Origin of the sequence: Arthrobacter sp. H35-D1, assembly GCF_030063185.1 — a bacterium.
Classification (GTDB): domain Bacteria; phylum Actinomycetota; class Actinomycetes; order Actinomycetales; family Micrococcaceae; genus Specibacter.
This window is the reverse complement of sequence record NZ_JASISP010000004.1, coordinates 42,852-67,663: the sequence shown is the minus strand read 5'-3', so window position 1 is coordinate 67,663 and position 24,812 is coordinate 42,852. Positions and strand designations below refer to the sequence as shown.

The following is a 24,812-nucleotide window of genomic DNA, read 5'->3' as shown; positions in this document are numbered from 1 at the left end:
CCCAATACTCCTAGTCAAGGTCTTTCATGGCCGCACGGTCCTTGCGCAGCACAAAACGCTGGACTTTTCCGCTCGGTGTCTTGGGCAGCTCAGCAACAAAGTGGATCCGGCGCGGATAAGCGTGCGCTGCGAAACCAGTCTTGACCAATTGCTGCAACTCCGTCACCAAGGCCGCCGAAGCAGCATCGGGATCGCGCAACACCACAAAGGCTTCAAGGACTTCGCCGCGGATTTCATCCGGTGTTCCGATGACGGCGGCTTCGGCAATGGCCGCATGGGTGACAAGGACGGATTCGACGTCGAAGGGGCCGATCCGGTAACCAGCCATGATGATGACGTCGTCATCACGCGAGGAGAAGTAGATGTAGCCCTCGGCATCCCGCCGCCCTGCATCGCCTGTGATGTACCAACTGCCGTCGGCGCTGTAGCGTTCGGCGGTTTTTTCAGGGGCGTCGGTGTAGGCCTCAAACCACATGAAGGGGCTCTTCGGCACGTTCACGGCAACACGCCCGGGTTCGCCTTCCGCGGCGGGCTCGTCACTGTCAACGGCCAGCACGTCAACGTTCCAGCCGGGCAGCGGCCGCCCCATCGAACCGGACCGGATGGGCTCTTGGAAACCCTCATACCAAGCATTGCCGGCGACCATGCCCAATTCCGTTTGGCCGTAGTGGTCCCGGACTTCCAGCCCCAAGGCCTCGCGGCCCCAAGAGATGACATCCGGGGTCAGCGGTTCACCGGCACTGGATGCGCGGCGGAGCAGATGCCCTTCTCCGGCAGCCGATCCAGCGCGCAGGGCCCGATAAACGGTGGGTGCTGCGGCAAAGTTGGTCACGCCAAATTTTTCCATGACAGCCCATGTCAGTTCCGGCGTGAATCCGGCCGAGAGAAGCAGCGACCGGTTGCCTGCGGCCATGGGTGCCAGCAGCGCAAAGTACAGGCCGTAGGCCCACCCCGGATCTGCCACGTTCCAAAAAACGTCGTCGTCGCGGACGTCCAGGCCAAAGCGGTGGTAGCCAACAAAGGACGCCACCGCACGCAACGGAATCGGGACACCCTTGGGAGTGCCCGTGGTTCCGGAGGTGAAGAGCTGCACAATTGGGCCCGCACCACCCACGGCGACTGATCCGCCGTCGTGCCCGGCGGCACCGTCCTGCCCGGCTGCGAAACGCTCAAGGCCGGCGAAGGAACCGGTGCCGGCCACCATCTCGGCCAGCGAGAGATCGTAGCCAAAGGCCTCGCCTCGGGCCACCACAACCGGCCTGGAGGCATCGGTGGGAACTTCGCCGGGAGGGAGCAGCTTCCCGCGCTGGTCGGCGTCGGCGATGACAAGACGCGCACCGCTGGCGTGAAGCCTGAAATCGATGGCGTCGTGGGCGAAGGCGGTGAACAGCGGCACATTGACGGCGCCAACACGCCAGATGCCCAGCAGCGCGATGACAAGCTCTGCCGACTTGGCCATGAGTGTTGCAACGTGGTCGCCACGCCGGATTCCCAACGAGGTCAAGGCCGCGGCGAACTGCATGGACTTCTCCCGCAATTCGCCGTAGCTGATGTCTTCGAAGCCCAGATCGGCGGCGATGACGGTGAAGGCCGTGTCGCCGGCTGGGTGCCGGTCGCACAAAAGCTGCGCGGCATTGGCCCCGGGCGCCGCGAAAGTGTCCAAGAGCTCTCGCACATCCACCGTCATGTCCCAGTCCTCCGCATTGTTTCGCCGCACCGTTTAACGGTGCTGCCGTGTTAAGCGCAGTTTAGCCTTCGCAGTCCTTGCAATAGGACAGTCCGTTCTTCTCGCGAGCCACTTGGCTGCGGTGGCGGACCAGAAAGCAGGAAGCACAGGTGAATTCGTCGTCCTGGGCCGGAATGACCTGGATGATGAGTTCCTCGTTGGAGAGGTCTGCGCCGGGGAGGTCCGTGCCTTCGGCCGTGTCCGAGTCTTCGACGTCAATATGCGCCGTCTGGGCACCGCCACGCTGGACCTGCAGCGCCTGAAGCGACTCTGTCTCGTGGTCTTCGTCTTTGTTGCGGGGTGCGTCGTAATCCGTAGCCATGCGGTTTTCAAACTCCTGAGGTGCTCGTGGTATCGGCTGGGTGTTTCAGCGCCTCATCATAGCCCCTGAAAGCTGGGATTGCGCTGTTAACTCCGTGTTGTTTTCCCACAGCATAGGATACGCGTCGCAACTTTGGTGTATTCTGGCGAAAATTCTACAAACATCACGCTAAAACAACCGCCCATGTGGCGATTCTCACGCTGTCGAATGTGGCTTCACGGCGGTCTGTGAGCCCAGGCCCGGTGCTGCGGATCGCCACGAACCACCGGGCACCCTATCCTTGTAGGAACATGGCAAACAACAATTCCCCACACTCTTCGCTCAACCGCCGCCAGGTGGCCCAAGCCTTGAACATTCCGGCCGAAATGGCGGCTCGGAACGGCATTCCTTCGCGCATGAGTGCCGCTGAAGTGGCCGCCATCGACGCCAATCCGCCGGCGTGGCTGGCACAGTCCCGGGCAAACTTCACCGGCAAGCGCCCTGTATGGGTTGACTTGCGCTGTTACCTTTGCGATTTCCTCGAAGTTGCCCGTCCGAAGAAGTGGTGGCCGGAATTCACTTTTGTGATTTGCGACTTCCACGAGAACGATGAGCTGCCTGCTCCTCCCGACGGCTGGCGTCGCAGCGAGTACGACGGCGTCGGGAGCCGGTTCCGCGGTATCGTTGACACCCAGGATCCTTAGGCAGGCAACGAGCATGTATGCAACGAAGCCGCGTTGGCGTGGCGAAATTCGGACCGGCGGGCAAGGGCACAGTTGCTCCGGCCGGCAGCAAGGAGGAAACACGCGGTGACTGTCCCGGCAAAGCTCTTCCAGCAGTGGCTTTCCAGCGTGGCCGGCACCACCAGCCACGCAGCGGTGTGCCGCGCCGCGGGCATCAAGCGCTCGACCCTGGCCCAGCAGCTGGTGCGCGGGCGGGTTTCAGTGGCCACAGTGGCTGCTGTCAGCCGCTCCCTTGATCTTCCCGTGGTCACTTCCCTGACAGTTTTCCCCAAGTTCACCGATTTGGCCGCGGGAATAAAGCCGCCAAGCCCCGCCGAACTGCTCAGCCAGATTTCAGACGTTGATCTCCTCCAAGAAATCCTGAACCGAAGTGCCGCAGCGGACAACCTCGCGGAGCCGATTCGCGTGCACCTGTCGCCAGTGCCCCACAGGGCTTCCGTCCGCGCGTGGCTGGATGCCGTGGACTCCGCGGACCTGCGGCAAAAGGTTTCGAGGCAGGCCGCGATCGCGCCGCAGAACCTGTCGGCGCAAATCAGCGCCAACCGTCTCACCGCTGAACTTGCCGTCGAGAGCGCCCGGATCGCCGGTGTTGGTCTGACAAACGGTCTTGTCTCCACAGGTTTCCTCTCCCCCGCAGAGGCCGGATGGGCGCCGGGCGCCAGGGAAGACGCCCTGGCGAACACAGCCAACAGTGTGCTGGTCTCGCTTGCGGCCCAGCGCTTGGAAACCTTGGGTCGAATTTTGCGACGCTCTGAAGATGACACCGCAGCGGTGCGAAGCGTATGGGAGAACCTGGGATGATCACAGATTTGCAGTGGATAGCGCTCGCTGCGTGCATCGCCTGCACGGCCTGGCGCTTTCCCTCGTTGCTCAAGGGACGCAACCGGGGCTTGTTTTGGGCTTTCGCAATGACCTCAATCAGCGTTGCGCTGAGCATCCCCGCGCTGTACCTGCCCATTGACGCTCTCCTGGGCGGGGCGAACCTTGCCAACGTCGTCCTGCGTTTGAGTCTGTTTGCGGTGTTCTACCTTGTGTCTGTCAAGGTGGCAGCAGCCTACAGCTCCCCTCTGCCCATCAAGCTCATCCGGGGCCCCATTGGACTGAGCGTCCTCACGGCTTGTTCGTTGGGCATTTTAATCACTTATTTCCTCTCGGATGTGAACGGTTCAAGTACAGGATTGAGCGGATTCGGTGGGCAGGCCTCGGTAGCTGCTTTCATGTGGTTTGGTAGTGTTTACCCGGCATATGCCTCTGCTTGTCTCGTGCTGCCAACAGCCGCGGCGGCCCTGTCCACCAGACCGGCCATCGACCGGGCAGCAGCAGCCAGCCTTTGCGTTGGTTTCTGTCTGGTCGTCAGCACCGTGCCCCTGAGGTTGCTTTCCGCCCCGGATGGCTTCGTACTGAAGCTAGCCTCGTTCGGGTCGATCTTGTTCATCGCTGCAGGCTTTGCCATCGTCTGGGTGTCCTTTTTCCGCAGGCCGATCCCCGACGCAATCCGGCCCCCGTAGGTCACAATCGGGCACCAGCATCGATATCTGTACACAATTCCATTAGCTTCTGACATACTAATGATTGTGTGAACAAAGTTTGTTACGTGTTTTTGCACGAGCTTTGGGGGTGAGTGGTGGTTCGGTCCTGGTGACCGACCCACCACTCAAGTGTTTAACCCTCCTTTCGGCATCTTGATGCCACGGGTGGCGCGGTAACATGGGGAAGCAGGCAAGCGCCGAAGAATCCTGCACCGTAATTGTCTGGAAGGGCCCTGCCATGAGTGTCGGCGTATTTGATCTGTTCACCGTGGGGATCGGCCCATCCAGTTCGCACACAGTGGGGCCCATGCGCGCGGCGGCCGCGTTCGTGCGCGCGCTTGGCGATGTCGGAGCGTTGGATCGCGTGGCAACGCTACAGGTGGACCTCTACGGCTCGCTCGCGGCCACGGGGCGCGGCCACGGCACCATGACAGCTGTCCTGCTGGGGCTGGAAGGCAGGGAACCCGAGGCAGTTCTCCCGGTCGACGTGGAATCGAGGCTGGCCGCTTTTTCCGCTGGCTCACCGTTGCTGCTCGGCGGCGTCATGGCGCTGGACTACGGCGTCGACGACATCGTCCTGCACCCCCTGACCATTCTGCCCCGCCACAGCAACGGCATGAAGTTCACGGCTCTCGACGACGCCGGCAATCCGGTCCACGCGGACACCTACTTTTCCGTGGGTGGCGGCTTCATTGTGCGCGAGGGCGAGGAGGAAAGCGCTGTTGCCGAACTGGAAACGTCCAAGACCACCCTTCCCCACCCCTTCACCACGTCCGCCGAATTGCTCGCCCACTGCGCTGCGACGGGCCAGAATTTCAGCGGGGTCATGCTGTCCAATGAACTGCTTCAGCGCAACAGCGCGGAGATCCGCAGCGGACTGCTGCACCTGCGCGACGTCATGGCAGAGTGCAAAAACTCCAGCCTGCAGCGCTCGGGATTGCTGCCCGGGGGCTTGTTGGTTCGGCGCAGAGCCCCGGGCTGGCATGCACGCCTGCAGCAAGAGGACCCCGACAGGGATCCCCGGTTCTGGCAGGAATGGGTCAATCTGGTGGCCCTGGCCGTGAATGAGGAAAATGCCTCCGGCGGCAGGGTGGTCACCGCCCCCACCAACGGGGCGGCAGGCATCATCCCGGCGGTCATGTTTTACGCCACCCACTACACCGACGGCATGGCGACGGCATCGCAGCAGGAAAAGGACGACGTCGTGGTCAAGTTCCTGCTCGCTGCCGGCGCCGTGGGCGTGCTGTACAAGGAGCAAGCCTCCATTTCCGGCGCGGAAGTGGGGTGCCAGGGCGAGGTGGGTTCGGCGTCGTCGATGGCGGCTGCCGGACTTGCGGAGGTTATGGGAGGCACTCCGGAACAGGTGGAAAATGCGGCGGAGATTGCCATGGAGCACAATCTGGGCCTGACGTGCGATCCCATCGGCGGACTCGTGCAGATTCCGTGCATCGAACGCAACGCCATTGCCGCGGCCAAGGCCATCAACGCCGCAAAAATGGCGTTGTGGGGCGACGGGCAGCACAGGGTCTCCCTCGATCAAGTCATCGTCACGATGCGCGAAACCGGACGCGACATGAGTTCCAAGTACAAGGAAACAGCCATGGGCGGGCTCGCCGTCAACGTCGTGGAGTGCTGAAAACGGCATAAAAAAGGACCGGTTCCCCGCCGCCAGGGCGGGGAACGGGTCCCAATAGGGATGTGGAGATGGGGAGAATTGAACTCCCGTCCGATGTTGTGTTGTCAGGTCTTCTCCGGGTGCAGTTTGCAGCGGTTTTTCTCGGCCCCAGCTATCTCGCAAACAAGTAGCTGCCAGGCCCAGTTGTATAAGAGTCCCCTAAGCGCCTACAACAAGAACTTAGAGCAGTGGCCCTCTAAATGACGCCAGGATCCGGGACGAGAGCATTCCCGGGCTGACGGACTGTCTTACTGCTTAGGCAGCAAGAGCGAAGTCAGTGCGATTTGATTCAGCACTTATTGTTTTACAGAGATCGTTAACGAGATAACCCTGTATCCTCGACCCGCTTCACCTGTCTCGACTAACACCGTCGAAACCGATCATCCCCTATTGTTTTTTCAAACCCACGCCCAGCCACCTGTTGGAAAACTGTTCGTGGTCTGTCCATTCTAGCGCATCCGCGGCAGTAATTATTCCCCACCGTAGGAAAACCCGACGGCGGATCCTAGTCGATGAGCCCGCCGGCAGCCTTGGACACCAGCACCAACAGCGCCGCAGCATCCACCTGCTTGGCAAAGGCGGTGTCATTCTGCGCGGCTTCCACCATCCCCTGATACAGCTGCGGCAGCAACGCTTGATTGGTGCACAGCGCCATGGTTCCGCCGGCGGCGATGAACTCCACACCGCGTTTGGACACGGGCACCGCCGAAACCTGCACGGCGTCGCAAATGTCATCGCTGACAACAATGCCCTTGAAGCCGAGGTCCCCGCGCACCATGTCGTGCACAATCACGGGGGAAAACGGGGCCATGGCGTTGGGGTCGATCAGCGGGTAAGAAGCATTGGAGATCATCAGCCACGGCACTCCCGCCTTCACGGCATCGCGGAACGGTGCAATGTAGGGGTCGTTGCGGACAGTGGTGTCATCGACCACCCCGGCTGAGACGTCCGTGTTCCCCGTAACGCGCCCCAACCCCGGGAAGTGCTTCACAGTGGCGCCAACACCGGCCGCCGCCATTCCTTCGGCAAAGGCGATGCCATGGCTGGACACGGCTGCGGGTGTGTACCCGTACTCCCGGCCAAAGGCGCCGATCGGTGCGTTCTGCGGTGCAAATTCAGCACTCGGCACAGTGTCCAGGACAGGTGCCAGGTTGACGTTGACACCAGCGTCGGCCAATTGTTGGCCCCAGTCCGTGGCATCCGCCAGCAGCGCAGGCACCGGAAGTTGTCCCTGCACAATGGCCTGGGGCAGCTCGGAAAAGCCCGGTCCTCGCATGATCTGCACGAAGCCGCCCTCTTGGTCGGTTGCCACAAACGGCCGCACCCCGGCTGTGCGGGCCACGGAGACGTGTCCGGCAACCGAGCCCACCTCGGCGGAAATACCCGCCACACCGGCTTCGCTGCGCCCCTTCATGAACACATTGCCCACTTGCAGGGTGTCAAGGGCGTACAGCGAGTTGGCATCAGCCCCTGTCACCGGCGAGGACACCATCAGCACCTGGCCCACTTTTTGCTCCAACGTCATCGCTGCCAGCTTGGCCTTTGCCACCGAGTCGCTGCCTTTTCCTCCGCCCGGTGCGGACGACGCCGGAGCCGGGCTTGCGCTGGGAGGCTGGGCCGACGTCGTGCTTGGAGAGGAAGCCGGTGGGGAAGGGGAGGCTGTGGTGGCACCGGACGTGGCGGGGGCGGAGCTGCCGGGTCCTGCCGCGGGCGACGGGCCGCGGTTGTTGCCGAGCACCACCATGAACACGGCCACCAAGGCGGCTGCCGCAACGGCGGCCACGAGCACCCCCCAGCGTCTGCGTTTCTGCACCATCACAGCCTGCCTCCTTTGCCAACCCAACTGCCAGCCCGGGCCTCGCCACTGGCCAGGGCGCCTTGTCTATGCCTAATAGTCCTAGCCGCCGCGGTTCTTCTCTCGCATGGCGCGCAGTGCCTCGCGGTTGTCTTGCTTCTCGCGGAGGGACTGGCGCTTGTCGTAGTCCTTCTTGCCTCGGGCAATGGCGATCTCAACTTTGGCCCGGCCATCCAGGAAGTACAGCTGCAGCGGCACAATGGTGAACCCCGATTCACGCGTCTTGCTGGCAATCTTCTCCAGCTCTTCGCGGTGGAGCAGCAGTTTGCGACGGCGGCGTGCGGTGTGGTTCGTCCAGCTGCCATTGAGATATTCGGGGATGTAGACGGCTTCAAGCCAAAGCTCGTCGTTGTAGAAGGTGGCAAAGCCATCCACTACTGAGGCCCGGCCTTCACGCAGCGACTTTACTTCCGTGCCCATCAACACCAGGCCGGCCTCGTAGGTGTCCATGATGTGGTAATCATGCCGGGCCTTGCGATTGGTGGCCACCACTTTCCGGCCACTTTCTTTGGGCACGGTACGACTCCTTTTTTGTTTGCCGCGGCAGCAAAATGATTGCTGCCGGGATGCTGGAAAAACTGAGGGCTTGTGCCGGGGAAATTCCACGACACAAGCCCTTAGTTTAGCAAGGGATTAGAGCAGGCCCATGGGGTCCACGGGGGTGCCGTTGAGCCAGGTTTCAAAGTGGGCGTGGCAGCCGGTGGAGTTTCCGGTGCTGCCGGAGTACGCGACAAGCTGTCCGCGCTTGACGCTCTGTCCTTGTGAAACCAACACTGAGGAGTTGTGGTAGAAAACGGTCAACAACGCATTGCCCTGGACCACTCCATGACTGATCCACAACACATTGCCTCCGCCAAACACAACATTGGTCTGTCCGGCGAGGGTCACGGTGCCATCGGCCGGGGCGTAGACGGGAGTGCCGCAGGGGGCACCAAAGTCAACGCCGGTGTGGTCGTAGAAGCCGGTGCCGTTGAAGTCGGCTGTTCCGGCAGGCACGGGGCGATTGCGCACAAACGGGGAGGTGATAGGAATGTTGGCGGCAAACGGGTGCTGCAAACCAAAGCCGGAAACGTTCCCGGGAGCCGGCGGCACGTACGGCGGCGGCACATACGCAGGGGGAACGTAACCGCCGCCACCGCCGTTGTTGTTCGCATTGTTTTTGGCGGCAGCATCCGCGGCAGCTTGGGCAGCCGCCTGTTCGCGGGCGACGCGCTCGGCTTCAGCCTTGGCAGCTGCTGCAGCAGCAGCACGTTCCTTGCGCTGGATCTCGGCGATCTGTGCGGCCACGGAATCCTGCTGGACCTGGACTGCCTTGAGCTTCTTCTGAATCTTCGGCTTGTCAGCCTCAAGCTTCGCGTTCAGCGCGGCAGAGTCGCTGACGAGCTTGTCCACCGCGGCTTTTTGCGTGGCAGCCGCGTCGCGGGCCACCTGTTCGGCGACAAGCGCAGCATCCGCCTGCTGCTTCAGGTCTTTGATCTCCGCTTCCACGGCGACCAAGCGCGCTTGCGCATTTTGATTCGTGGCCTTCTGTGCAGTCAACTTGTCCAGTGCTGCGGTTTGGCTGCGCAGCGCCTGTTCGGCCAGGTCGATGGAGTCGGCAAGGTCGCCGGTGGATTCGGCACCGAGAATCAGCGTCAGGTTTACCGGCAGCCCGCCGGCTTTGTAGGACTGGGCGGCAATCTGTCCGATCAAGGCCTTGGTTTCTGTGGCCTGCTCGGCGTCGTCGGCAATTTGGGTTGTGATCTTGTCTTTACTCTGCTGGGCCAGGTCAATCCTGGCACCAAGGGCATTCACTTCACCGGTGGCTGAACTAACCCGATTTTGGGCATCGACCAGGGCTGCTTGGGCGCCTGGCAGCTGGCCTTGGAACATGACAAGGTCGGCGGCCGACTTGGCGATGCCGGCATCGACAAACTCCAGCGATGACTCCACCTCGTTGGCCTGCTGCTCAAGGGCGGTGGCCTTGTCGTTCAAATCGTCTGCCTGGGCGGCCGGCACAATGCCCAACAGCCCGAAGGCCAGAGCGGCAGCCACAACTGCCGTCATGCGGCGGCCCAACGGACGGGCCCCACGGAGCGCCTGGGGCGGTGCCGCTGATGGAACGGCGGGCATGGTTTGCCCAAGCCGGGGGGATTTCACGGATCCAATTCCCCCGCTTGATTTCGAATTCATGCCGTAGAACTCCTTCAAAGTTTGCCGCCAAGGCGGCTTGAGAACACCAGTCACAGAGGCCCCATGCGCAACACGGCCCTTACCAAGCTTACACTTTCAGGTTTTTTCGCAAAGAAACTGCCGAAGCAACCCCCGCGAGCACCACGCCCAACAAGACCAACACGGGGTAAATGACGAAGGCGTCGGAGGTGGAAATAAATGGAGTTCCGGAATTGGATTCAGCCAAATACCCGCCCATGAAGAACTGCACAATGGCCCACACCGCGCCGGAGGCCAGCAGCGCCCCGATGGTGGCGGCAATGACGCCTTCGAGCACAAAGGGCAGCTGGATCACTGTTCGGGAGGCGCCCACCAAGCGCATGATTTCAATTTCCCGGGTTCTTGACTGGGCCGAGAGCCTGATGGTTGTGGCGATCAACAGGGCTGCGCAGACGATCATCAGCCCGGCCACACTTACGGCAACATACGTGGCAATGTTCATCCACGAGAACAGCTTTTCAAGGACGGTGCGTTGATCCACCACCGAATCGACCCCCGGGGTGGCCGAGAACGTCTCGTTGATGATCTGGTACTTCTCCGGATCCGTCAGCTTGATGCGGAAGGAGGAGGGCAGGTTGGCGGCTTCGACGGAATCCACCATCGCCGAGTTGGTGAACTGCTCCTGGAAGTGGGCCAACGCCTCATCCTGGCTTTCAAAGCTCCACGCCTCGATGTAGGGCTTGACGGCTTCGGATTCCAGGAGTCCTTCGATGGTCTTCTTTTGCTCCGCGTTCACCGGGCCTGCAATGCAGTTGGTGTTGGCCGGAACATCGTTGCACAGGTAAATGGTGACCTGGACCTTGTCGTACCAAAAACCCTTGAGTTGGCCAATCTGCATCTGCAACAGCCCGGCGGCACCAACAAACGTCAACGACACAAAGGTCACCAGGATCACCGAAATGACCATTGTCAGGTTGCGGCGCAGGCCGCTGCCCAACTCGCTCATAATGAAAGCAAGTCTCACTTTTGGTCCTCATTCATCAAATTCTCGGTGCTTGTGTTCGATTCCCCGCCCAGCGGCGCTTCACGGGCCCGCCTGCGTTCCAGCCGCGGCGGCATGGACTCTTCCGCGGCCTCGCTTGCTGCCCGCTCGCTTGGCTCCACGTTGCCGGCTTCCCCCTCGCTCGCTGCACCGTCGCCAGCTTCCGCCACACTGACGGCGCGCTGGCGGCGGGTCTGGGGTTCGGCGTCGGGCTTCTCTGCAGGGCCGACGGCGGACTGCCCTCCGGCCGTCGGAACGATCGGAATCATGGAGGTGTACTGGGCCATGGCCTCGTCGCGCACAACCTTGCCGTGCTGGAGCTCAATGACACGCTTGCGCATGGTGTTGACGATGTCGTCGTCGTGGGTGGCCATCACCACGGTGGTGCCGTTTTGATTGATCTTGTCCAAGATGTCCATGATGCCGGCGCTGGTGATCGGGTCAAGGTTTCCGGTGGGCTCGTCGGCCAACAGAATGCCCGGCTGGTTGACGATCGCGCGGGCAATGGCGACGCGCTGCTGCTCACCGCCGGAGAGCTCGGTGGGCAAGCGGCGCCCCTTGTCGGCCAGGCCAACGAGCTCAAGCACGCGCGGAACCTCGGCACGAATGGCGGCACGGGACTTGCCCAGGACCTGCATGGCGTAGGCGACGTTGGCAAAAACAGTCTTGGTTTGGATGAGGCGGAAGTCCTGGAAAACCACGCCAATGCCGCGGCGGAACTTGGGCACTCGCCAGCTGGGCACATTGGCCACATTCTGTCCCGCAACGTAAATCTGCCCGTGCGGGGTCTTGTACTCGCGCAGCACCAGGCGAAGCATGGTTGACTTCCCTGATCCCGAGGAGCCGACAAGGAACACGAACTCGCCGCGCTGGACATCGATGGAAACGTCATCGAGCGCAGGCTGGGACTTGCGATCGTAAGCAATGCTCACATTTTCAAAACGAATCATGACTTTTTCATTGCCCGTCCGGCGGATCACGCCGGGAAGCTGACGGCCGGGCAGGGGCTCGGGGGAAGAAACCACCAGCTTAACGACTATAGGCGCAGCGACCGGTGATTGCTGCTTCCGTGCCGGTGTGTCGACGGGCCGGGTTTCCTGTGAATCCGCGGATTTCCCCCACGCGTTGGCATTTGCGTGGCCGTGCCGGTGCCACTGCCGTCCATGGCCGGCGGGAACGGGGGCACCTCGAGTCGGTCCCCGGGCACTGGCGTTGGGAACGGGGCCAACTCGCAGCAACCAAGCCGAAAATCCGTGTTACCGGGGCCAACTGGCCAGTGCGGCGTCTCTTTGCGGCCGGGGGTGGCCACTTCCGCACGAATCAAGCCGCCTGTTTGGCACGCAGTGGACCCCTGAGTCCCCTCCCCTGGGCGGACCACCGTCAGTCAACAGCCGGGAACGTGCCTTGATCCTTGCGAATCGGGGCATTGATCAGTGCCCTGTCATACAAAACCTTGGCGTTGTTGCGGACAACGAGTTCATTGGCAGTCTCATTCCCGGTCCGTTTGTCCCGGACGCTGCGATAAACCGTGTTCCGCCGGTAGACCTCATTGCCCACTTCCTGGAAGTACGACTCGCGTTCCTTGACATGGTACTTGACGCCCAATGCCTCCACTGCCCGCAACTCTCCGCGCAAGTGGTCATCGGTGACGGCAATGCGGAACTGGAAAGTGTTCTCCGTGGGATTGTGCACACGGTAGTCCAAATAGTTGTACACAACGGAGGTTCCCGTGCCAAAAGGGATTTGCCTGTTGAAATCGGGAAACAGGTCAATTTCTCCGTGATGGTGATGTTCCACTATTTCCATCGGACTGTGCAACACCATCCAGTGCAGCAGATTCGTGAACTGGCACAGCCCGCCCCCGACCCCTGAGGCAGGTCCGTTGTTGTTGATGGTCAGCCCTGTCCGATACCCCTTCGCCACGGTGCACGGCCCCACCATCTTCCAGAATGAGAAGGTCTCGCCTGGGCGGATCAGGATCCCGTCAATGTGTGGCGCGGCCAACCCCAAGCTCACGGCCTTGTTTTCCTGCAAGGCGAGGTTCACGTCCCCAAGCTTCCGGCGAATCAGGGAATTGTGCCTGTACACAACGACAGGGAGATCGTGTGTGTCGCGCGTTGTCGAAAGCCTTGTCCGCTTCAAAAAATCGTTAAGCGTGCGCTGGAGGACTTGACGTTTTACCGCAATGGCATATGTCAGCGGGGAAATGTCCCCAAATAGTTTCCGCCCCAAGTGGTGTCCTTCCTCTGCGGCCCCCAGCAGAAAGTCCCCATCAGCGCTGGGACTGCGTTTGCCGTGCAAAACACACTACATTCCATCGTGGCTTGTCAACGGCTCCAGCACAATTGTGTCGAATCGCCGCACAATTGTGTCGAATCGCCGCACAATGTGGTCCATTGCACGGCCTGTGACCCTTCATTTGGAGCGACAACATGGGCCCCCAACTACGAATCATGGTCAGGTGTACGGCAACCTTGGCTGCCGGGGAACCCGGTGGTTACTCCTTGGCGGCGTTGCGCTGGTCTGCACGCCAGCGAATGCCGGCGTCAATAAAGTCGTCGATCTCCCCGTCAAGCACGGACGCGGCGTTGCCCACCTCGTGCTCGGTGCGCAAGTCCTTGACCATTTGATACGGGTTTAGCACGTAGGAACGCATCTGGTCGCCCCACGACGCCTTCACATCCCCGGCCATGGCCTTCTTGGTGGCGTCTTCCTCGGCCTTTTTCAAAAGCAGCAGCCGCGACTGCAGCACGCGCATGGCCGCGGCACGGTTCTGGATCTGCGATTTTTCGTTCTGCATCGACACCACCGTGCCGGTGGGCAGGTGGGTCAGGCGCACGGCGGAGTCGGTGGTGTTCACCGACTGGCCGCCGGGGCCGGAGGACCGGAACACGTCAACCCGGATGTCGTTGTCCGGGATGTCAATGCTGTCGGTGGACTCGATGAGCGGGATGACCTCCACTGCGGCAAAGGACGTCTGGCGGCGGCCCTGGTTGTCGAAGGGGCTGATGCGCACCAGGCGGTGGGTGCCTGCCTCCACGCTCAGCGTGCCAAAAGCGTACGGCGCCTTGACTTCAAACGTTGCGGACTTCAGCCCCGCCTCTTCGGCGTAGGACGTGTCCAGCACGGACGTCGGGTAGCCGTTGCGTTCGGCCCAGCGCAGGTACATGCGCAGCAGCATCTGGGCGAAGTCGGCAGCATCCACTCCGCCGGCACCGGAACGGATGGTGATGACGGCCTCTCGCTCGTCGTACTCCCCCGCCAGCAGTGTCACGATCTCCAGGTCCTCCAAGGACTTTTGCAGCCCGGGAAGCTCCTTGGCAGCTTCGGCGAGGGAGTCGGCGTCGCCCTCTTCCTGCGCCAGCTCCACGAGGACCTCGAGGTCGTCGATCCGGGACTCCAAAGTACGCAGCTTCTCCAGTTTGGACTGGGCATGGCTGAGCTTGGAGGTGACCTTTTGGGCGGCGGCGGGGTCATCCCACAGGTTGGGCGAGCCGGCCTGTTCCGACAAGTCCTCGATGTCTTCCATGAGTTTGGCCACCTCGGATACTTGCTCAATCGAGGTGTAGGTGGCGCGTAGCGCCCGAAGTTCTGCGGGAAAGTCGATCTCTGCCATGATATTCAAGCCTACGGCATGCGCGGGCATAATGACGGCGGAACGGCTCGGTTCCCTCACAACACGAGGTTGGCGCGCGCCGTGCTTGTCACGCTGATGGGGATCCCTTCGGGCACGAGAAAGTTGATGAACACCGGATGCACGACGGCGCTCACGCCCACATGCGCTGTTCTTCCGTCCCCCGTCCCGGTGGACGGGTCAAGGACAACGTTGCTCAGTGAGTCGGGGGTTTCAATGCCGGCCAAGTAGACCTGGGCTGCGGCAAGGACACCGTGGCGGGTGAGCAACGTTCCAGGGTCGCTGCCGGTGCTGCCGCCGTTGAGCTCAAAGGTGTCTGCGGCTGCGAGCGCAGCACTGTCGGCGATGGAGAACAGCCGTTTTTGGCCCAGGTAAAGGCTTCCTGCTGCGGCCACCACCGTCACCACCAACAGTGCCAGCAGGACATAGCCGATGAGCAGCACCATGACATGGCCGTCCTCTTGGCGTGCTTGGTCCTTTTGGCGAGTTGGAGCCCGGTGTCGCGGCACAGCGTGGATCCTCATTTGAAGCGGCCCACTTTTTGCGCCGCCGTGGCGTCGACAGTGGCTGCCGTGGCGTTGATGCCCGGCAGCGCTGCCACCAGGGGCAGTTCTACGCGGAGCTCCACGCGAGCCTTGACCGTGGCACCGGCGGTGAAGCAGCCGCCATCGCAGCTGATGCTGAGTTCCGCGTTGGCCGCGTCAAATCCCATGTCTTCAACAGCCAACTGGACAGCTTGTTCGGCGGCTTGCTGGGCGGCGGGCAGGTCCTTGTGCAGAACGAACACCTTGGCCGCTTGGTCTGCGGCACCCACCACTGCATAGGCTCCACCCTGGACTTGGCCAACCGTCAGGATCAGGTACGCCACGGGAACCATGAGCAGCACTGCAAGGAAGATAAATTCGACTATGGCGCTGCCTCGCTCCAGCCCGTTGTCCGGCCCATGATCCAAATCTTCCCCGTGGATCGCATCAGTCCCCGGTGGCTCCCCGCGCAGTCCGGGGCCCTGAACGCACTCAACGAACTTTTTCCTACTTGGTGATGACAGCATGGCCCGTCATCTCCAAGGTGCGCGCCGGGCCAAGAAGTCCAAGGACAGGCAGGGGCGCCCGGATGGACACCGTGATAACGGCCAACCCGTCCTGCGTTTGCACGCTCGCCGCGACATCCTGGACATAGTTCGGTCCCAGTGCCGTGGCCACCAGCATCGTGGCTCGGGCTTGGGCGTCAGCCGCAGTCCTGTCCCCCAGCGCCCCGTAGCGAGCGGCGGAGGAGGCAGCATCAGCAACCGTATTGCGCACGTGCAGCGCCAATGCCAACTGGATCAGCGCCACAAAGATCACCGTCACCAACGCTCCAACCAGAACAAAATCCACCACCGCGGCGCCCGCGTCCCGGACACCCGCTGCGGGCACCGCTCGGTGGCGGGGACGGTGCCGAGCAAGGCGGCCGGGAAGGCGGCGATCCCACCCAGGCCCGGGCAGTCGACCGGCACCGAACCTGGGCAAAATGCCTTTTATGGTTGCCACGATGCCTACGGTTGGACTTGTTCCATGGCCTGGTTGAACAGCCGCTCCAAGGCGGGGCCGGCTATGGCCAGCAGCCCGGCCACGAGCACGGCACTCATCAAAGTAATGAGGACCCAACCCGGCACGTCTCCCCTGCTCCTGTCCGTGGCCGGGCGCAGCGCCACCCCGGGAAACAGGCCCGGAAGATTTCCCCGCCACCGTGTCTCCGCGCTTTGGCACAGCTGTCCCAACCGTTGTTTGAACGCAATGTGTAGCCCCAATGCCAGTGCCAACATTTTGTTTGTGATGTCCATGGTGCTTTCCCTCCAAGTGGTGGTGTGCGTGTTTCTGTGATGATCTGTTTTCATACCCCCGGGTGCGTGCATCTAAAAGCCAAACTGCAGCAGGGCCAGGCCGGGGAAGACGGCAAAAATAACGGTGAGCGGCAGGACGCCAAAAATCAGCGGGACCATCATGGCGATTTCCTTGCGGCCTGCGGACTCCATCAGTTCCCGCTTGGCCACGTCGCGCACGTCCTGCGCCTGTGCCCGGAGCACCTCTGCCAAGGGCGTGCCCCGATTGACGGCGACGCTGATCCCGTCGACGAAACGTGACAGTGCCGCCACGTTGACCCGTACTGAAAAATCGTTCAGTGCCTCCACCAGCGGGGTGCCCGTGCGGGTTTGGGCCAGAACCTTGCCAAATTCAGCCGATAGCACCCCGTTGGAGGAACGTGCCACCCTGTCCAGCGCGCTGGCAGCACTCTCCCCTGCCCCCACGGCCAAGGCCATGAGCTCCGCTAGCGCCGGAAACTCAGCCAGCATGAGCCTCTGCCTGCGCCGGATCCTGGCCCCAAGCTGGTGGTCGTACAGCAGGTAGCCGCCCAGCATGGGAGCCAAGGTGAGTGCCACTGCCCCCATGACGTTGATGTTTCCCTGCCACAGCATGAACAGTGCGAACAACAACCCTGCCAATAGCCCGGCGCCGGCGCACAGAAGCTGGACAGCGCGAAATTCCAGGGCGGTCTCACTGCGCCCTGCCTGTTCGAGCCGGGCGGTCAGGCCGTGGACGCTGATGTTGAACCGGCCCAACCAGTGGACGGCGTCGGAGAGGACCAGCCGGAAGATCCTTTCCAACGGCCCGAACAATGCGGGGGTTTCATCCTGATCCAGAAGTTTGGAACGGCTGGCTGCCGAGCGCAGCTGCGGCTCAACGCGCTGGGCAAAGCTGGGCCTGCGCATCACCGGCAACCCTGTGAAGACCAGCCACAAGCCCGTCCCCAGGACAAGTCCGACGGCGGCCACAGCAACAAGGTTCCCCATCATTGCAGCACCCGCATCTCTTCAGGCAGGGCACCTATGCGCAACATGATCCGGTAGCAAACAACGGAGATCAGCAGCCCGCCGCCCAGCACAGCCCATCCGGCGGGAGAATTGTAGGCACCGATCGCTTCGGGCCGAGTGGCCATGAGCAACAGCACAATCCAGGGCGCAGCCACAGCAAGCCGTGCAGCGTTCACCGTCCAGGACTGCCGCGCCTCAAGCTCGCTGCGGGTACGGGCGTGGTCCCGCAGGAACTCCGAAAGCGTGCCGAGCAGTTTGCCAAGATCGGAGCCACCCACGTCCCTGGTGAGTCGCAGCGCTTCAACGATCCTGTCGGACACGGGGTCGGCCAAAGCGGCCTTAAGCTTTTGCAAGGCGCCCTCAAAGTGGCCGCTGGCCCGGTAGTCGGCGCCGAAGGCACGGAACTGGTCCCGCAGCTGCACCGGCCCCTTGGTCCCCAGCTGTGCGAGGGCCTCGGGCAGGGACAGCCCGGCCCGAATGGCTGAGCGCAAGTGGTCCACCACGTCAGGCCAGAGTTCACGCATGGCGGCGGTCCGGCGTCGTGCACGCATGTTCAGAAGGGCAAAGGGGACGTAGCCGCTGAACAAGCCAAAGCACAGTGCAATGGCGGGCGCACCCGTGACGACAAGGGTCGCAACGGCCACGAGCAGGGCCAGCCCGGCAGCGCTGAACACCAGGGAGACCGGGGTGACGTGGGGGACGCCCGCCCGCTGCAACAGCCGTTCAATTCTGCTGCTCTTACCGCCCGAAGACCGGCGGGCGGGCTCGCTCCAACATGCGTTCCAGATCAGGAACAGGCCCATGCCGGCAAGCAGTCCCACTGCGGCCGACATCAGGAGTCCGCCATGAGTGAGGCCACGTTGTAGCCTGCTGCGGCGAACTTGTCCGGCGCGGGCATGGCCGTTTCAGAGGCTGTCAACTGTCCGCCGATGGTGCTGAAAACCAATCCCGATTCTATGATGCCGTTTTCCACGCGGCTGCCCAGCCCCAGAATCTGACCGATGCTGCGTTTTCCGTTGGGAGACCTGACACAGTGGACCACCAGGTCGATGCACGCTGCGACTGTGGGCACGACGAACGCTGCGGTGATGTTTTCGCCGGCCAGCAGCGGCAGCGTGCAAATCTTCACGACGGCATCATGCGCCGAGTTGGCATGGACGCTCGCCATGCCCGGCAAACCACTGTTGAGCGCTATGAGCATGTCAAGGCTCTCAGCTTCGCGCACCTCGCCCACGATGAGGCGGTCCGGGCGCATCCTCAGTGCCTCCTTGACAAGGCGCCGCAAGGGAATTTCACCCGCCCCCTCGAGGTTGGGCTGGCGGCACTGCAGCCCCACAACGTCGCGCAGCGGCAGCTTGAGCTCAAATATCTCCTCCACGGTCACCACACGTTCGCGGGAACCGATGCCTGCGGCCAAGCAATTGAGCAGCGTGGTTTTCCCTGCCTGGGTGGCGCCTGAAACCAAGATGTTCAGCCCGCTGCTGACGGCTGCACCGAGGAACCTTGCGGCCTGCGGGGTGAGCGAACCCAACTCGACCAAGTGGTCCAGGCGGCTGGCACGGGCCGTGAACTTGCGGATATTCACGGCCCAGTGACTTTGGGTGATGTCCGGGATCACCACATGCAGTCGACTGCCGTCCGGAAGCGCGGCGTCCACGAAAGGGCTGCTCAAATCGAGCCTGCGACCCGAACTCTTGAGCATGCGCTCGACGAGGTCGCGGACCTGCTGTTCCGTGAAAACCAGGTCGGTCAGCTCCGATTCCCCGTGTCGGGCCACAAATACCTGGTTCGGGGCGTTGAGCCAGATTTCCTCAATGTCGGGGTCGTCCAGGAGCGGCTGAAGTGCACCGAAACCGGCCACCGTGTTGAACACGTGCCGCTTGATGTCCTCCCCTGCCGCGAGGGTTGGCACTGCGCCCAGCAATGAGCGCTCACCGTAGTCATTGACGGCGTCCTCGACCAGTGCCCGCACTTCGGCACCCTGCCTGAGCGGGTCAAGGCCTTTACGGCGGATGAGTTCCCGGACTTCATCCTCGAGCAGTGCAAATGCATCCAATCAGACCACTTCCGCCCCTTTGCGGTGTTCGTCTTCCATGTGTTCAGGAGCTTAGACCGGGTAGGGCGTGACGCGCCAGAGGCAATATGCCATCTGTGGATAACTCAGTGACTGACGGTGGACGTGGCGTTCGGAATAATTCACCAAGACATGTTCCCAACCTCACAATATCGGCTGGTCTACCCGTTGAAACATCCGAACATAAGACATGCCGTGGGCTAGTCTTTTCGGATGACTATGCGCCCAATATATCTCATTGCCCCATCAGGAAATCCGAATTTTGGTGATGAGTTTATTGCTGCATCATGGCTAAAGCACCTCGCCAAGGCCCACCCCGAAACAGAAGTCTATTTGGACTGTCCCGAGCCCGGAATAGCCCAGTCACTCTTCGCCGAGCTCCATCCCAAATTGCGCGTCACCGACACGCTCTGGCGGGCAGTGCGCGATGCTGCAGCATTTCCCACTGCCGAGATGTCCACCCATGTCGCCGATCTGGTCAAGAACTTGGGCTCTCCCAGATACGATCTGGGACTGCTGCAGCTCCGCCAAGCTGGCTCGTTGCACCTTTTGGGCGGTGGATATGTGAACAGCCTGTGGCCCCAGCACTATGGCCTCATTGCCGGCATGCAAGCCGTGCGGGAGTTGACGGGGGCCCGACTGTTGGCCACCGGCTTGGGACTCATGCCGTTTTTGGATGACGGAACCACAGCCGCTGATTCGTTGTTCCACAAGTTCGACTATGCCAGCGCCAGGGATGCGGAAAGCACCAGTGCCTTTGGCATGACGCAAGGAATCGATGATGCATTCCTCGGTGCACCAGCTGAAATTGGCCGGAATTCGCTGGCTGCAAACAGCCTCTGTGTTTGCATCCAAAGCGACACCGTCGACGATGGCTATTTTGACAAGGCAGTGGCTTTTGCCCGCGAACATATCCAGAAGGCCGTCGACGCCGGTAAAAGTGTCTACTATTTCGAAGCCATTCCCGGCGTCGACCGAGCAGCATTCGACCAACTCGAAGACCTGATCCCGGAAGCAAATTTCATCCCTTTCTCAGTGATTTGGGCCAACGGGCTTCCCCTGTCTCCCAACCAGGAATGGCTGACCACCCGTTTTCATTTTCATCTGCTCGCCGCTGCAGCAGGGGCAACAGGTACTGTGATTGGCGCCAAGGCCGGGTACTACGACATCAAGCACAAGTCCGTACAGGATCTGGGCTCGGGTTGGAGCCATGTGTCAGTGGGCGGGGAGGCCTCAGCTCCCGCCGCCAACACGTTGAACCAGAATCTTGATTCCTTGGTGGAGCGCAAACTGGCCGAAGCAAACATGCTCTACCCGGTGCCATCATGGGCCGAGGGCAGCAGCACCCTGGGTCAGAGCCTGCTGCGCTCGGTTAAGCGCCGCATCAGTTCCTGACTGGGCAGCCGTGACCAGCCCTTAAAAAAACGGCCCCCAACACCAAAGTTGGGGGCCGCCCACTGCTGCCCCATGGCACAACTTGCCCACTATCAAGCCGTCTCCAATATCAGGCAGTGTAGCCCTTGGGGTTTTCACGCTGCCAGCGCCAGTGGTCTTCACACATCTGCGCGAGATTGCGGTGGGCAGACCAGCCAAGGTCGGCCAGGGCCGCCGAAGCATCGGCATAGCTCACGGCTGCATCGCCCGCCCGGCGCGGCGCAAATTCGAATGGCACAGGCTTGCCTGCGGCTTCGCCAAAGGCCTGGATGACTTCCAAAACGGACGATCCGTTGCCTGTGCCAAGGTTCCAGCGAAACACTCCCTGGTGCTCGGGCAGGTAGTCCAGTGCAGCCAGGTGGCCGGCTGCCAGGTCCATCACGTGGATGTAGTCCCGAACGCCCGTGCCGTCGGGAGTGGGATAGTCGTTGCCGAACACCATGACCTTGTCACGGCGGCCAACGGCAACTTGGGCCACGAAAGGCAACAGGTTGTTGGGCACACCTGTGGGGTCCTCGCCGATACGGCCGGATTCGTGGGCACCGACAGGGTTGAAGTACCGCAGCAGCGCAACGCGCCACGTCGGGTCCGCCGCACCCAAGTCGGTCAGGATGTCCTCGACCTGCTCCTTGGTGCGGCCATACGGATTGGTTGCATCCAACGGCATCTTTTCAATCAGCGGCACTTCCTCGCTGGCGCCGTAGACGGTCGCGGAAGAACTGAACACGATAGTGCGCACGCCGTGCTTGTCCATGGAGGCGAGCAGATTCAGTGTGCCAATGATGTTGTTTTGGTAGTAGCGCAGGGGCTCCGCCACCGATTCGCCAACAGCCTTGAGACCGGCAAAGTGAATGACAGCGTCAATGTCTTCTCGTGCAAACAGGGCGTCGACACCGGCGGCGTCAAGCAAGTCAAGCTTGATGAACGTTGGGTGCTTGCCGGCAAGTTCTTCAACCCGCTGCAGCGATTCCGCCGAGGAGTTCGCCAGATTGTCAAGCACGACGACGTCGTGCCCGGCTTCCAGCAGGCAAAGCACAGTATGTGAACCTATATAGCCGGCGCCGCCGGTCACCAAAACCTTCATGCAATCCACCTTATAGGGCCACGGCCAAGGCCCGGAATTGCAGCTCCCCTGCGATTTCCTCGATCGGGTCGCTCTCATCACACTAGACAAAGCGATAGTATGCTGTTGCAGTTCGCGCCTTTCACAATTTGTAGTCCTGGGTTGCTTACGGCGGACAACAACTTCCCATTATCCCAACGCCCGGAGTCCCTATATGTCACTGTCTCGGTCCACGCTTTCCCATGGTCAATCCAGTACTCTGCTTGGATATTCGGGAAAGTTGATGGCAGCCGGCGTACTGGCGTTGTCCTTGGTTGCATCCTTGGGCATTGCGCCCGGGCATGCGGAAACCAAGTTGCAGACGGCAGATCCGCTGCAGACAACAGCTCCGACAGCCGAGGGGCTTGAACCGGCACCAGTGCCAGCGGCCGAGGAATTTGAGCCGCTCGAGCCAGTGGATGTGGATCCTGCCGATCCTGCCGGTCCCGCAGATCCGGCAACGTCGCCATCAATGGCCGCAGATCCATCTGTCCCGGCGCCGGAAATTGCCGCCACTGAATCAACACCGCCAACCGAGGAATCAGAGATCATCCCGGACATTGTGGGCGCCGGCGCCTTCATGGGCCAGGGCGCCGCAAAAGAGGCGCTTGGCATCGAATCCAGTGGACCGATTGCCATGTCCGAACTCATTGACAAGTCCGGCAGCTCCAAGATTGCTAGTCCACTTGCCTCTCCGGCCGGGGTGCAGGGCATGGATGTCAGCGGATGGCAGGCAGATGCCGCAACCCATTCGAAGAGCCAAGTCAACTGGAGCACCCAATGGTCAAAGGGTGCCCGTTTCGTCTATGCCAAGGCTACCGAGGGCAATAACTTTGTCGATGCCTCCCGCACCTCGCACTTGGCCGGAGCCAAGGCTGTGGGGATGCTCCATGGTGCCTACCACTTCGCCCGGCCGGACCAATCCTCCGCCGTTTCCCAAGCAGATCACTTCGTTGACAACGGCGGGAAGTGGACAGCCAACGGCTCAACACTGCCGCCGCTGCTGGACATTGAAAACAACCCCTACGGCGCCAATTGCTACAACAAGACTCCTGCAGCCATGGTGACGTGGATCAGGGACTTCTCCAACAGGGTTATGGCGAAAACAGGGCGCGTGCCCATGATCTACACCAATTACTACTGGTGGCAGGAATGCACTGCCGACTCCAAGGAATTCAGCAACCAAGCACTCCACATTGCAGCGTACGGCGCCTCCTCGCCGTGGGTTCCGGGTGGATGGAAAGACTGGAATTTCTGGCAATACAGCGACAACGGCCCGTTTGCCGGTGATTCGAACGTTTGGAACGGCACCCTGGCAAGCCTGAAGACGTTCGCGAAATCCGGCTCCGGCAGCAATCCTGTACCGCTTCCGACTCCTTCAATCACTTCGCCTGCAGATCTGGTGGCCGCAGACAGCGCGGGGGCACTATGGAACTACCCAGCCTCCAGAACGGGCTCCTTCGGTGCCAGAAAACAGATAGGACAGGGCTGGCTTGGCATGCGCTCCATTCAGGCTATCGATTGGAATGCCGATGGCGTTCTCGACCTTGTGGCTCAGCGAAAGTCGGGGAGCCTGTCCGTCTACTTGGGCAAGGCAAACGGCGGGTTCAATTCCCCCACGACCCTTGCTGCATCCGGATGGGACAACAAGCACGTCACTCTTGGGTACTGGCTCAACACCAGCCGGTACCCGCAGATTCTCACGCGCAGCTCCACGGGAGATCTGCACCGATGGTCCAACGCCTCCGGCAAGGGTCTCGGGTCGCCTGCGTTGATCGCCCGGGGATGGAACGGCATCAACTTGACCATGGTCGACTTTGACGGCGACGGCAAGCAGGACGTTCTGGGGCAGTACCCGGATGGCGCACTGCGGCTCTCCCGCTCAAACGGGTCTGGGTCGCTTGTCAACGAGCCGCGCAAAAAAATCGGCTCCGGATGGAACGCCTTCACCAGCATCTCCGTTTACAGTGACTTTACCCATTCCGGCTCCGCCGGTCTCATCCGCCGAACGAAGTCCGGCGCACTCAGCTACCTTCCGGTTCCCGGCAAATCAAACTTCGGCAGCGCCCAGAACATCGGCACCGGTTGGAGCAGCTACCTGATTGCCGGTGGCGAGAACATCAACCTGCTCCAGAAACCCTTGTCCCCTCCTGCTCCGAAGGCTGTCGCCGGCGACCGTCGAGCTAAAGTGACAGTTTCGGCTCCAGTTGGAAGTTCCCAGGCCACATCCATCAAGGTGACAGCAAGCCCCGGTGCAGCAAGTTGCGTTATAGCTGCGGCCAAGGGCTCATGCGCACTGACAAGGTTGACCAACGGAACCTCGTACATCATGAAAGCCGTGGCCTTCAACCCGGCTGGAGCGTCACCCGCATCGAAAGCAAGCAATGCTGTCGTTCCCCGACCAGCAGTGGCCAGGATTGATGGCAAGGACCGCTACGCTGTCTCCGCCGCAGTTTCAAAATCAACATTCACACCCGGCACGAAGACCGCCTACATCGCCAGCGGCGCCATCTACACCGATGCCCTCTCCGGATCAGCCGCAGCAGGCGCCAACGGCAGCCCCGTTCTCCTCACAGCCACCAACGTCCTGCCAGATGCCATCAGAGCAGAACTCACCCGACTAAAACCACAAAGAATCATCATTCTCGGCGGACCCACCACAGTCAGCAACAACGTCCTGGCCAAACTCAAAAAG

22 protein-coding genes, 1 other RNA gene and 1 pseudogene are annotated in these 24,812 nt (G+C 61.6%); 6 read left to right on the top strand and 18 right to left on the bottom strand.

All coding sequences use genetic code 11. The features are described 5' to 3' along the window. Positions 1-10: 10 nt before the first annotated feature. Both QMG25_RS07090 and QMG25_RS07085 read right to left on the bottom strand, forming a co-directional pair. Positions 11-1,687, bottom strand: a complete 1,677-nt coding sequence (locus QMG25_RS07090; protein ID WP_283458682.1) for an AMP-binding protein — start codon at positions 1,685-1,687, stop codon at positions 11-13. Positions 1,688-1,748: 61 nt separating this feature from the next. Further along, positions 1,749-2,048 (bottom strand): DUF4193 domain-containing protein, encoded by a 300-nt coding sequence (locus QMG25_RS07085; protein ID WP_283458680.1) that lies wholly within the window; start codon positions 2,046-2,048, stop codon positions 1,749-1,751. A gap of 290 nt (positions 2,049-2,338) precedes the next feature. Here QMG25_RS07085 and QMG25_RS07080 point away from each other — a divergent pair, with 290 nt between their 5' ends. The 4 genes from QMG25_RS07080 (at position 2,339) to QMG25_RS07065 (ending at position 5,935) form a co-directional block, all read left to right on the top strand. Next, on the top strand, positions 2,339-2,731 hold the full coding sequence (locus QMG25_RS07080; RefSeq protein ID WP_283458678.1) for a DUF5997 family protein: 393 nt from the start codon (positions 2,339-2,341) through the stop codon (positions 2,729-2,731). A gap of 105 nt (positions 2,732-2,836) precedes the next feature. After that, positions 2,837-3,571: a hypothetical protein gene (locus QMG25_RS07075; RefSeq protein ID WP_283458675.1), complete on the top strand. Its 735-nt coding sequence runs from the start codon at positions 2,837-2,839 to the stop codon at positions 3,569-3,571. Next, the gene (locus QMG25_RS07070) at positions 3,568-4,278 is read left to right on the top strand and encodes a hypothetical protein (RefSeq protein ID WP_283458672.1); all 711 of its coding nucleotides are present in this window, start codon (positions 3,568-3,570) and stop codon (positions 4,276-4,278) included. The genes QMG25_RS07075 and QMG25_RS07070 overlap by 4 nt, the downstream gene beginning before the upstream one ends. 259 nt (positions 4,279-4,537) lie before the next feature. After that, positions 4,538-5,935 (top strand): L-serine ammonia-lyase, encoded by a 1,398-nt coding sequence (locus QMG25_RS07065; protein WP_283458671.1) that lies wholly within the window; start codon positions 4,538-4,540, stop codon positions 5,933-5,935. A 60-nt stretch (positions 5,936-5,995) separates the two neighbouring features. On the opposite strand, the gene ssrA is transcribed toward QMG25_RS07065, so the two are convergent. The 15 genes and pseudogenes from ssrA to QMG25_RS06990 all read right to left on the bottom strand — a co-directional run bounded on the left by ssrA (position 5,996) and on the right by QMG25_RS06990 (position 19,563). After that, positions 5,996-6,362: a transfer-messenger RNA gene (gene ssrA, locus QMG25_RS07060) on the bottom strand. Positions 6,363-6,479: 117 nt separating this feature from the next. Then, positions 6,480-7,790 carry a glycoside hydrolase family 3 N-terminal domain-containing protein gene (locus tag QMG25_RS07055; protein ID WP_283458979.1) on the bottom strand — a complete coding sequence of 437 codons (1,311 nt, stop codon included), beginning with the start codon at positions 7,788-7,790 and terminating at the stop codon, positions 6,480-6,482. An 81-nt stretch (positions 7,791-7,871) separates the two neighbouring features. After that, positions 7,872-8,345, bottom strand: a complete 474-nt coding sequence (smpB, locus tag QMG25_RS07050; protein WP_283458669.1) for an SsrA-binding protein SmpB — start codon at positions 8,343-8,345, stop codon at positions 7,872-7,874. Positions 8,346-8,462: 117 nt separating this feature from the next. Continuing rightward, a complete protein-coding gene (locus QMG25_RS07045) occupies positions 8,463-9,941 on the bottom strand; it encodes a peptidoglycan DD-metalloendopeptidase family protein (RefSeq protein WP_502866367.1) in 1,479 nt (492 codons plus the stop codon). Between the two features lie 148 nt (positions 9,942-10,089). Then, positions 10,090-11,004 carry a permease-like cell division protein FtsX gene (gene ftsX / locus QMG25_RS07040; RefSeq protein ID WP_283458667.1) on the bottom strand — a complete coding sequence of 305 codons (915 nt, stop codon included), beginning with the start codon at positions 11,002-11,004 and terminating at the stop codon, positions 10,090-10,092. A 224-nt stretch (positions 11,005-11,228) separates the two neighbouring features. Continuing rightward, positions 11,229-11,972, bottom strand: a pseudogene (ftsE, locus tag QMG25_RS07035) (cell division ATP-binding protein FtsE); the annotation flags it as partial. 430 nt (positions 11,973-12,402) lie between these two features. Further along, entirely contained in the window at positions 12,403-13,068 is a 666-nt protein-coding gene (locus QMG25_RS07030; protein ID WP_283458664.1) for a VanW family protein, read from the bottom strand. A gap of 451 nt (positions 13,069-13,519) precedes the next feature. Next, on the bottom strand, positions 13,520-14,638 hold the full coding sequence (gene prfB, locus QMG25_RS07025; RefSeq protein ID WP_283458660.1) for a peptide chain release factor 2: 1,119 nt from the start codon (positions 14,636-14,638) through the stop codon (positions 13,520-13,522). A 56-nt stretch (positions 14,639-14,694) separates the two neighbouring features. Then, positions 14,695-15,180 carry a pilus assembly protein TadG-related protein gene (locus tag QMG25_RS07020; protein WP_283458658.1) on the bottom strand — a complete coding sequence of 162 codons (486 nt, stop codon included), beginning with the start codon at positions 15,178-15,180 and terminating at the stop codon, positions 14,695-14,697. Beyond that, positions 15,177-15,707 carry a hypothetical protein gene (locus tag QMG25_RS07015; protein WP_283458656.1) on the bottom strand — a complete coding sequence of 177 codons (531 nt, stop codon included), beginning with the start codon at positions 15,705-15,707 and terminating at the stop codon, positions 15,177-15,179. Before QMG25_RS07015 ends, QMG25_RS07020 begins: the two co-directional genes overlap by 4 nt. Next, on the bottom strand, positions 15,688-16,005 hold the full coding sequence (locus QMG25_RS07010) for a TadE/TadG family type IV pilus assembly protein (RefSeq protein WP_502866364.1): 318 nt from the start codon (positions 16,003-16,005) through the stop codon (positions 15,688-15,690). The genes QMG25_RS07015 and QMG25_RS07010 overlap by 20 nt, the downstream gene beginning before the upstream one ends. A 185-nt stretch (positions 16,006-16,190) precedes the next feature. Continuing rightward, positions 16,191-16,478 (bottom strand): hypothetical protein, encoded by a 288-nt coding sequence (locus tag QMG25_RS07005; RefSeq protein ID WP_283459003.1) that lies wholly within the window; start codon positions 16,476-16,478, stop codon positions 16,191-16,193. Positions 16,479-16,550: 72 nt separating this feature from the next. After that, positions 16,551-17,489: a type II secretion system F family protein gene (locus QMG25_RS07000; protein WP_349307114.1), complete on the bottom strand. Its 939-nt coding sequence runs from the start codon at positions 17,487-17,489 to the stop codon at positions 16,551-16,553. Further along, positions 17,486-18,340, bottom strand: a complete 855-nt coding sequence (locus QMG25_RS06995; RefSeq protein WP_283458654.1) for a type II secretion system F family protein — start codon at positions 18,338-18,340, stop codon at positions 17,486-17,488. The genes QMG25_RS07000 and QMG25_RS06995 overlap by 4 nt, the downstream gene beginning before the upstream one ends. After that, positions 18,340-19,563: a TadA family conjugal transfer-associated ATPase gene (locus tag QMG25_RS06990; RefSeq protein WP_283458652.1), complete on the bottom strand. Its 1,224-nt coding sequence runs from the start codon at positions 19,561-19,563 to the stop codon at positions 18,340-18,342. The genes QMG25_RS06995 and QMG25_RS06990 overlap by 1 nt, the downstream gene beginning before the upstream one ends. A 231-nt stretch (positions 19,564-19,794) precedes the next feature. Here QMG25_RS06990 and QMG25_RS06985 point away from each other — a divergent pair, with 231 nt between their 5' ends. Then, positions 19,795-20,976 (top strand): polysaccharide pyruvyl transferase family protein, encoded by a 1,182-nt coding sequence (locus tag QMG25_RS06985; protein ID WP_283458650.1) that lies wholly within the window; start codon positions 19,795-19,797, stop codon positions 20,974-20,976. Between the two features lie 109 nt (positions 20,977-21,085). On the opposite strand, the gene galE is transcribed toward QMG25_RS06985, so the two are convergent. Next, complete coding sequence (galE, locus tag QMG25_RS06980) at positions 21,086-22,099, bottom strand: UDP-glucose 4-epimerase GalE (RefSeq protein WP_283458648.1); 1,014 nt, start codon at positions 22,097-22,099, stop codon at positions 21,086-21,088. Between the two features lie 262 nt (positions 22,100-22,361). Here galE and QMG25_RS06975 point away from each other — a divergent pair. Beyond that, the coding region (locus tag QMG25_RS06975) for a GH25 family lysozyme (RefSeq protein WP_283458646.1) at positions 22,362-24,812 on the top strand (2,451 nt) is incomplete at its 3' end.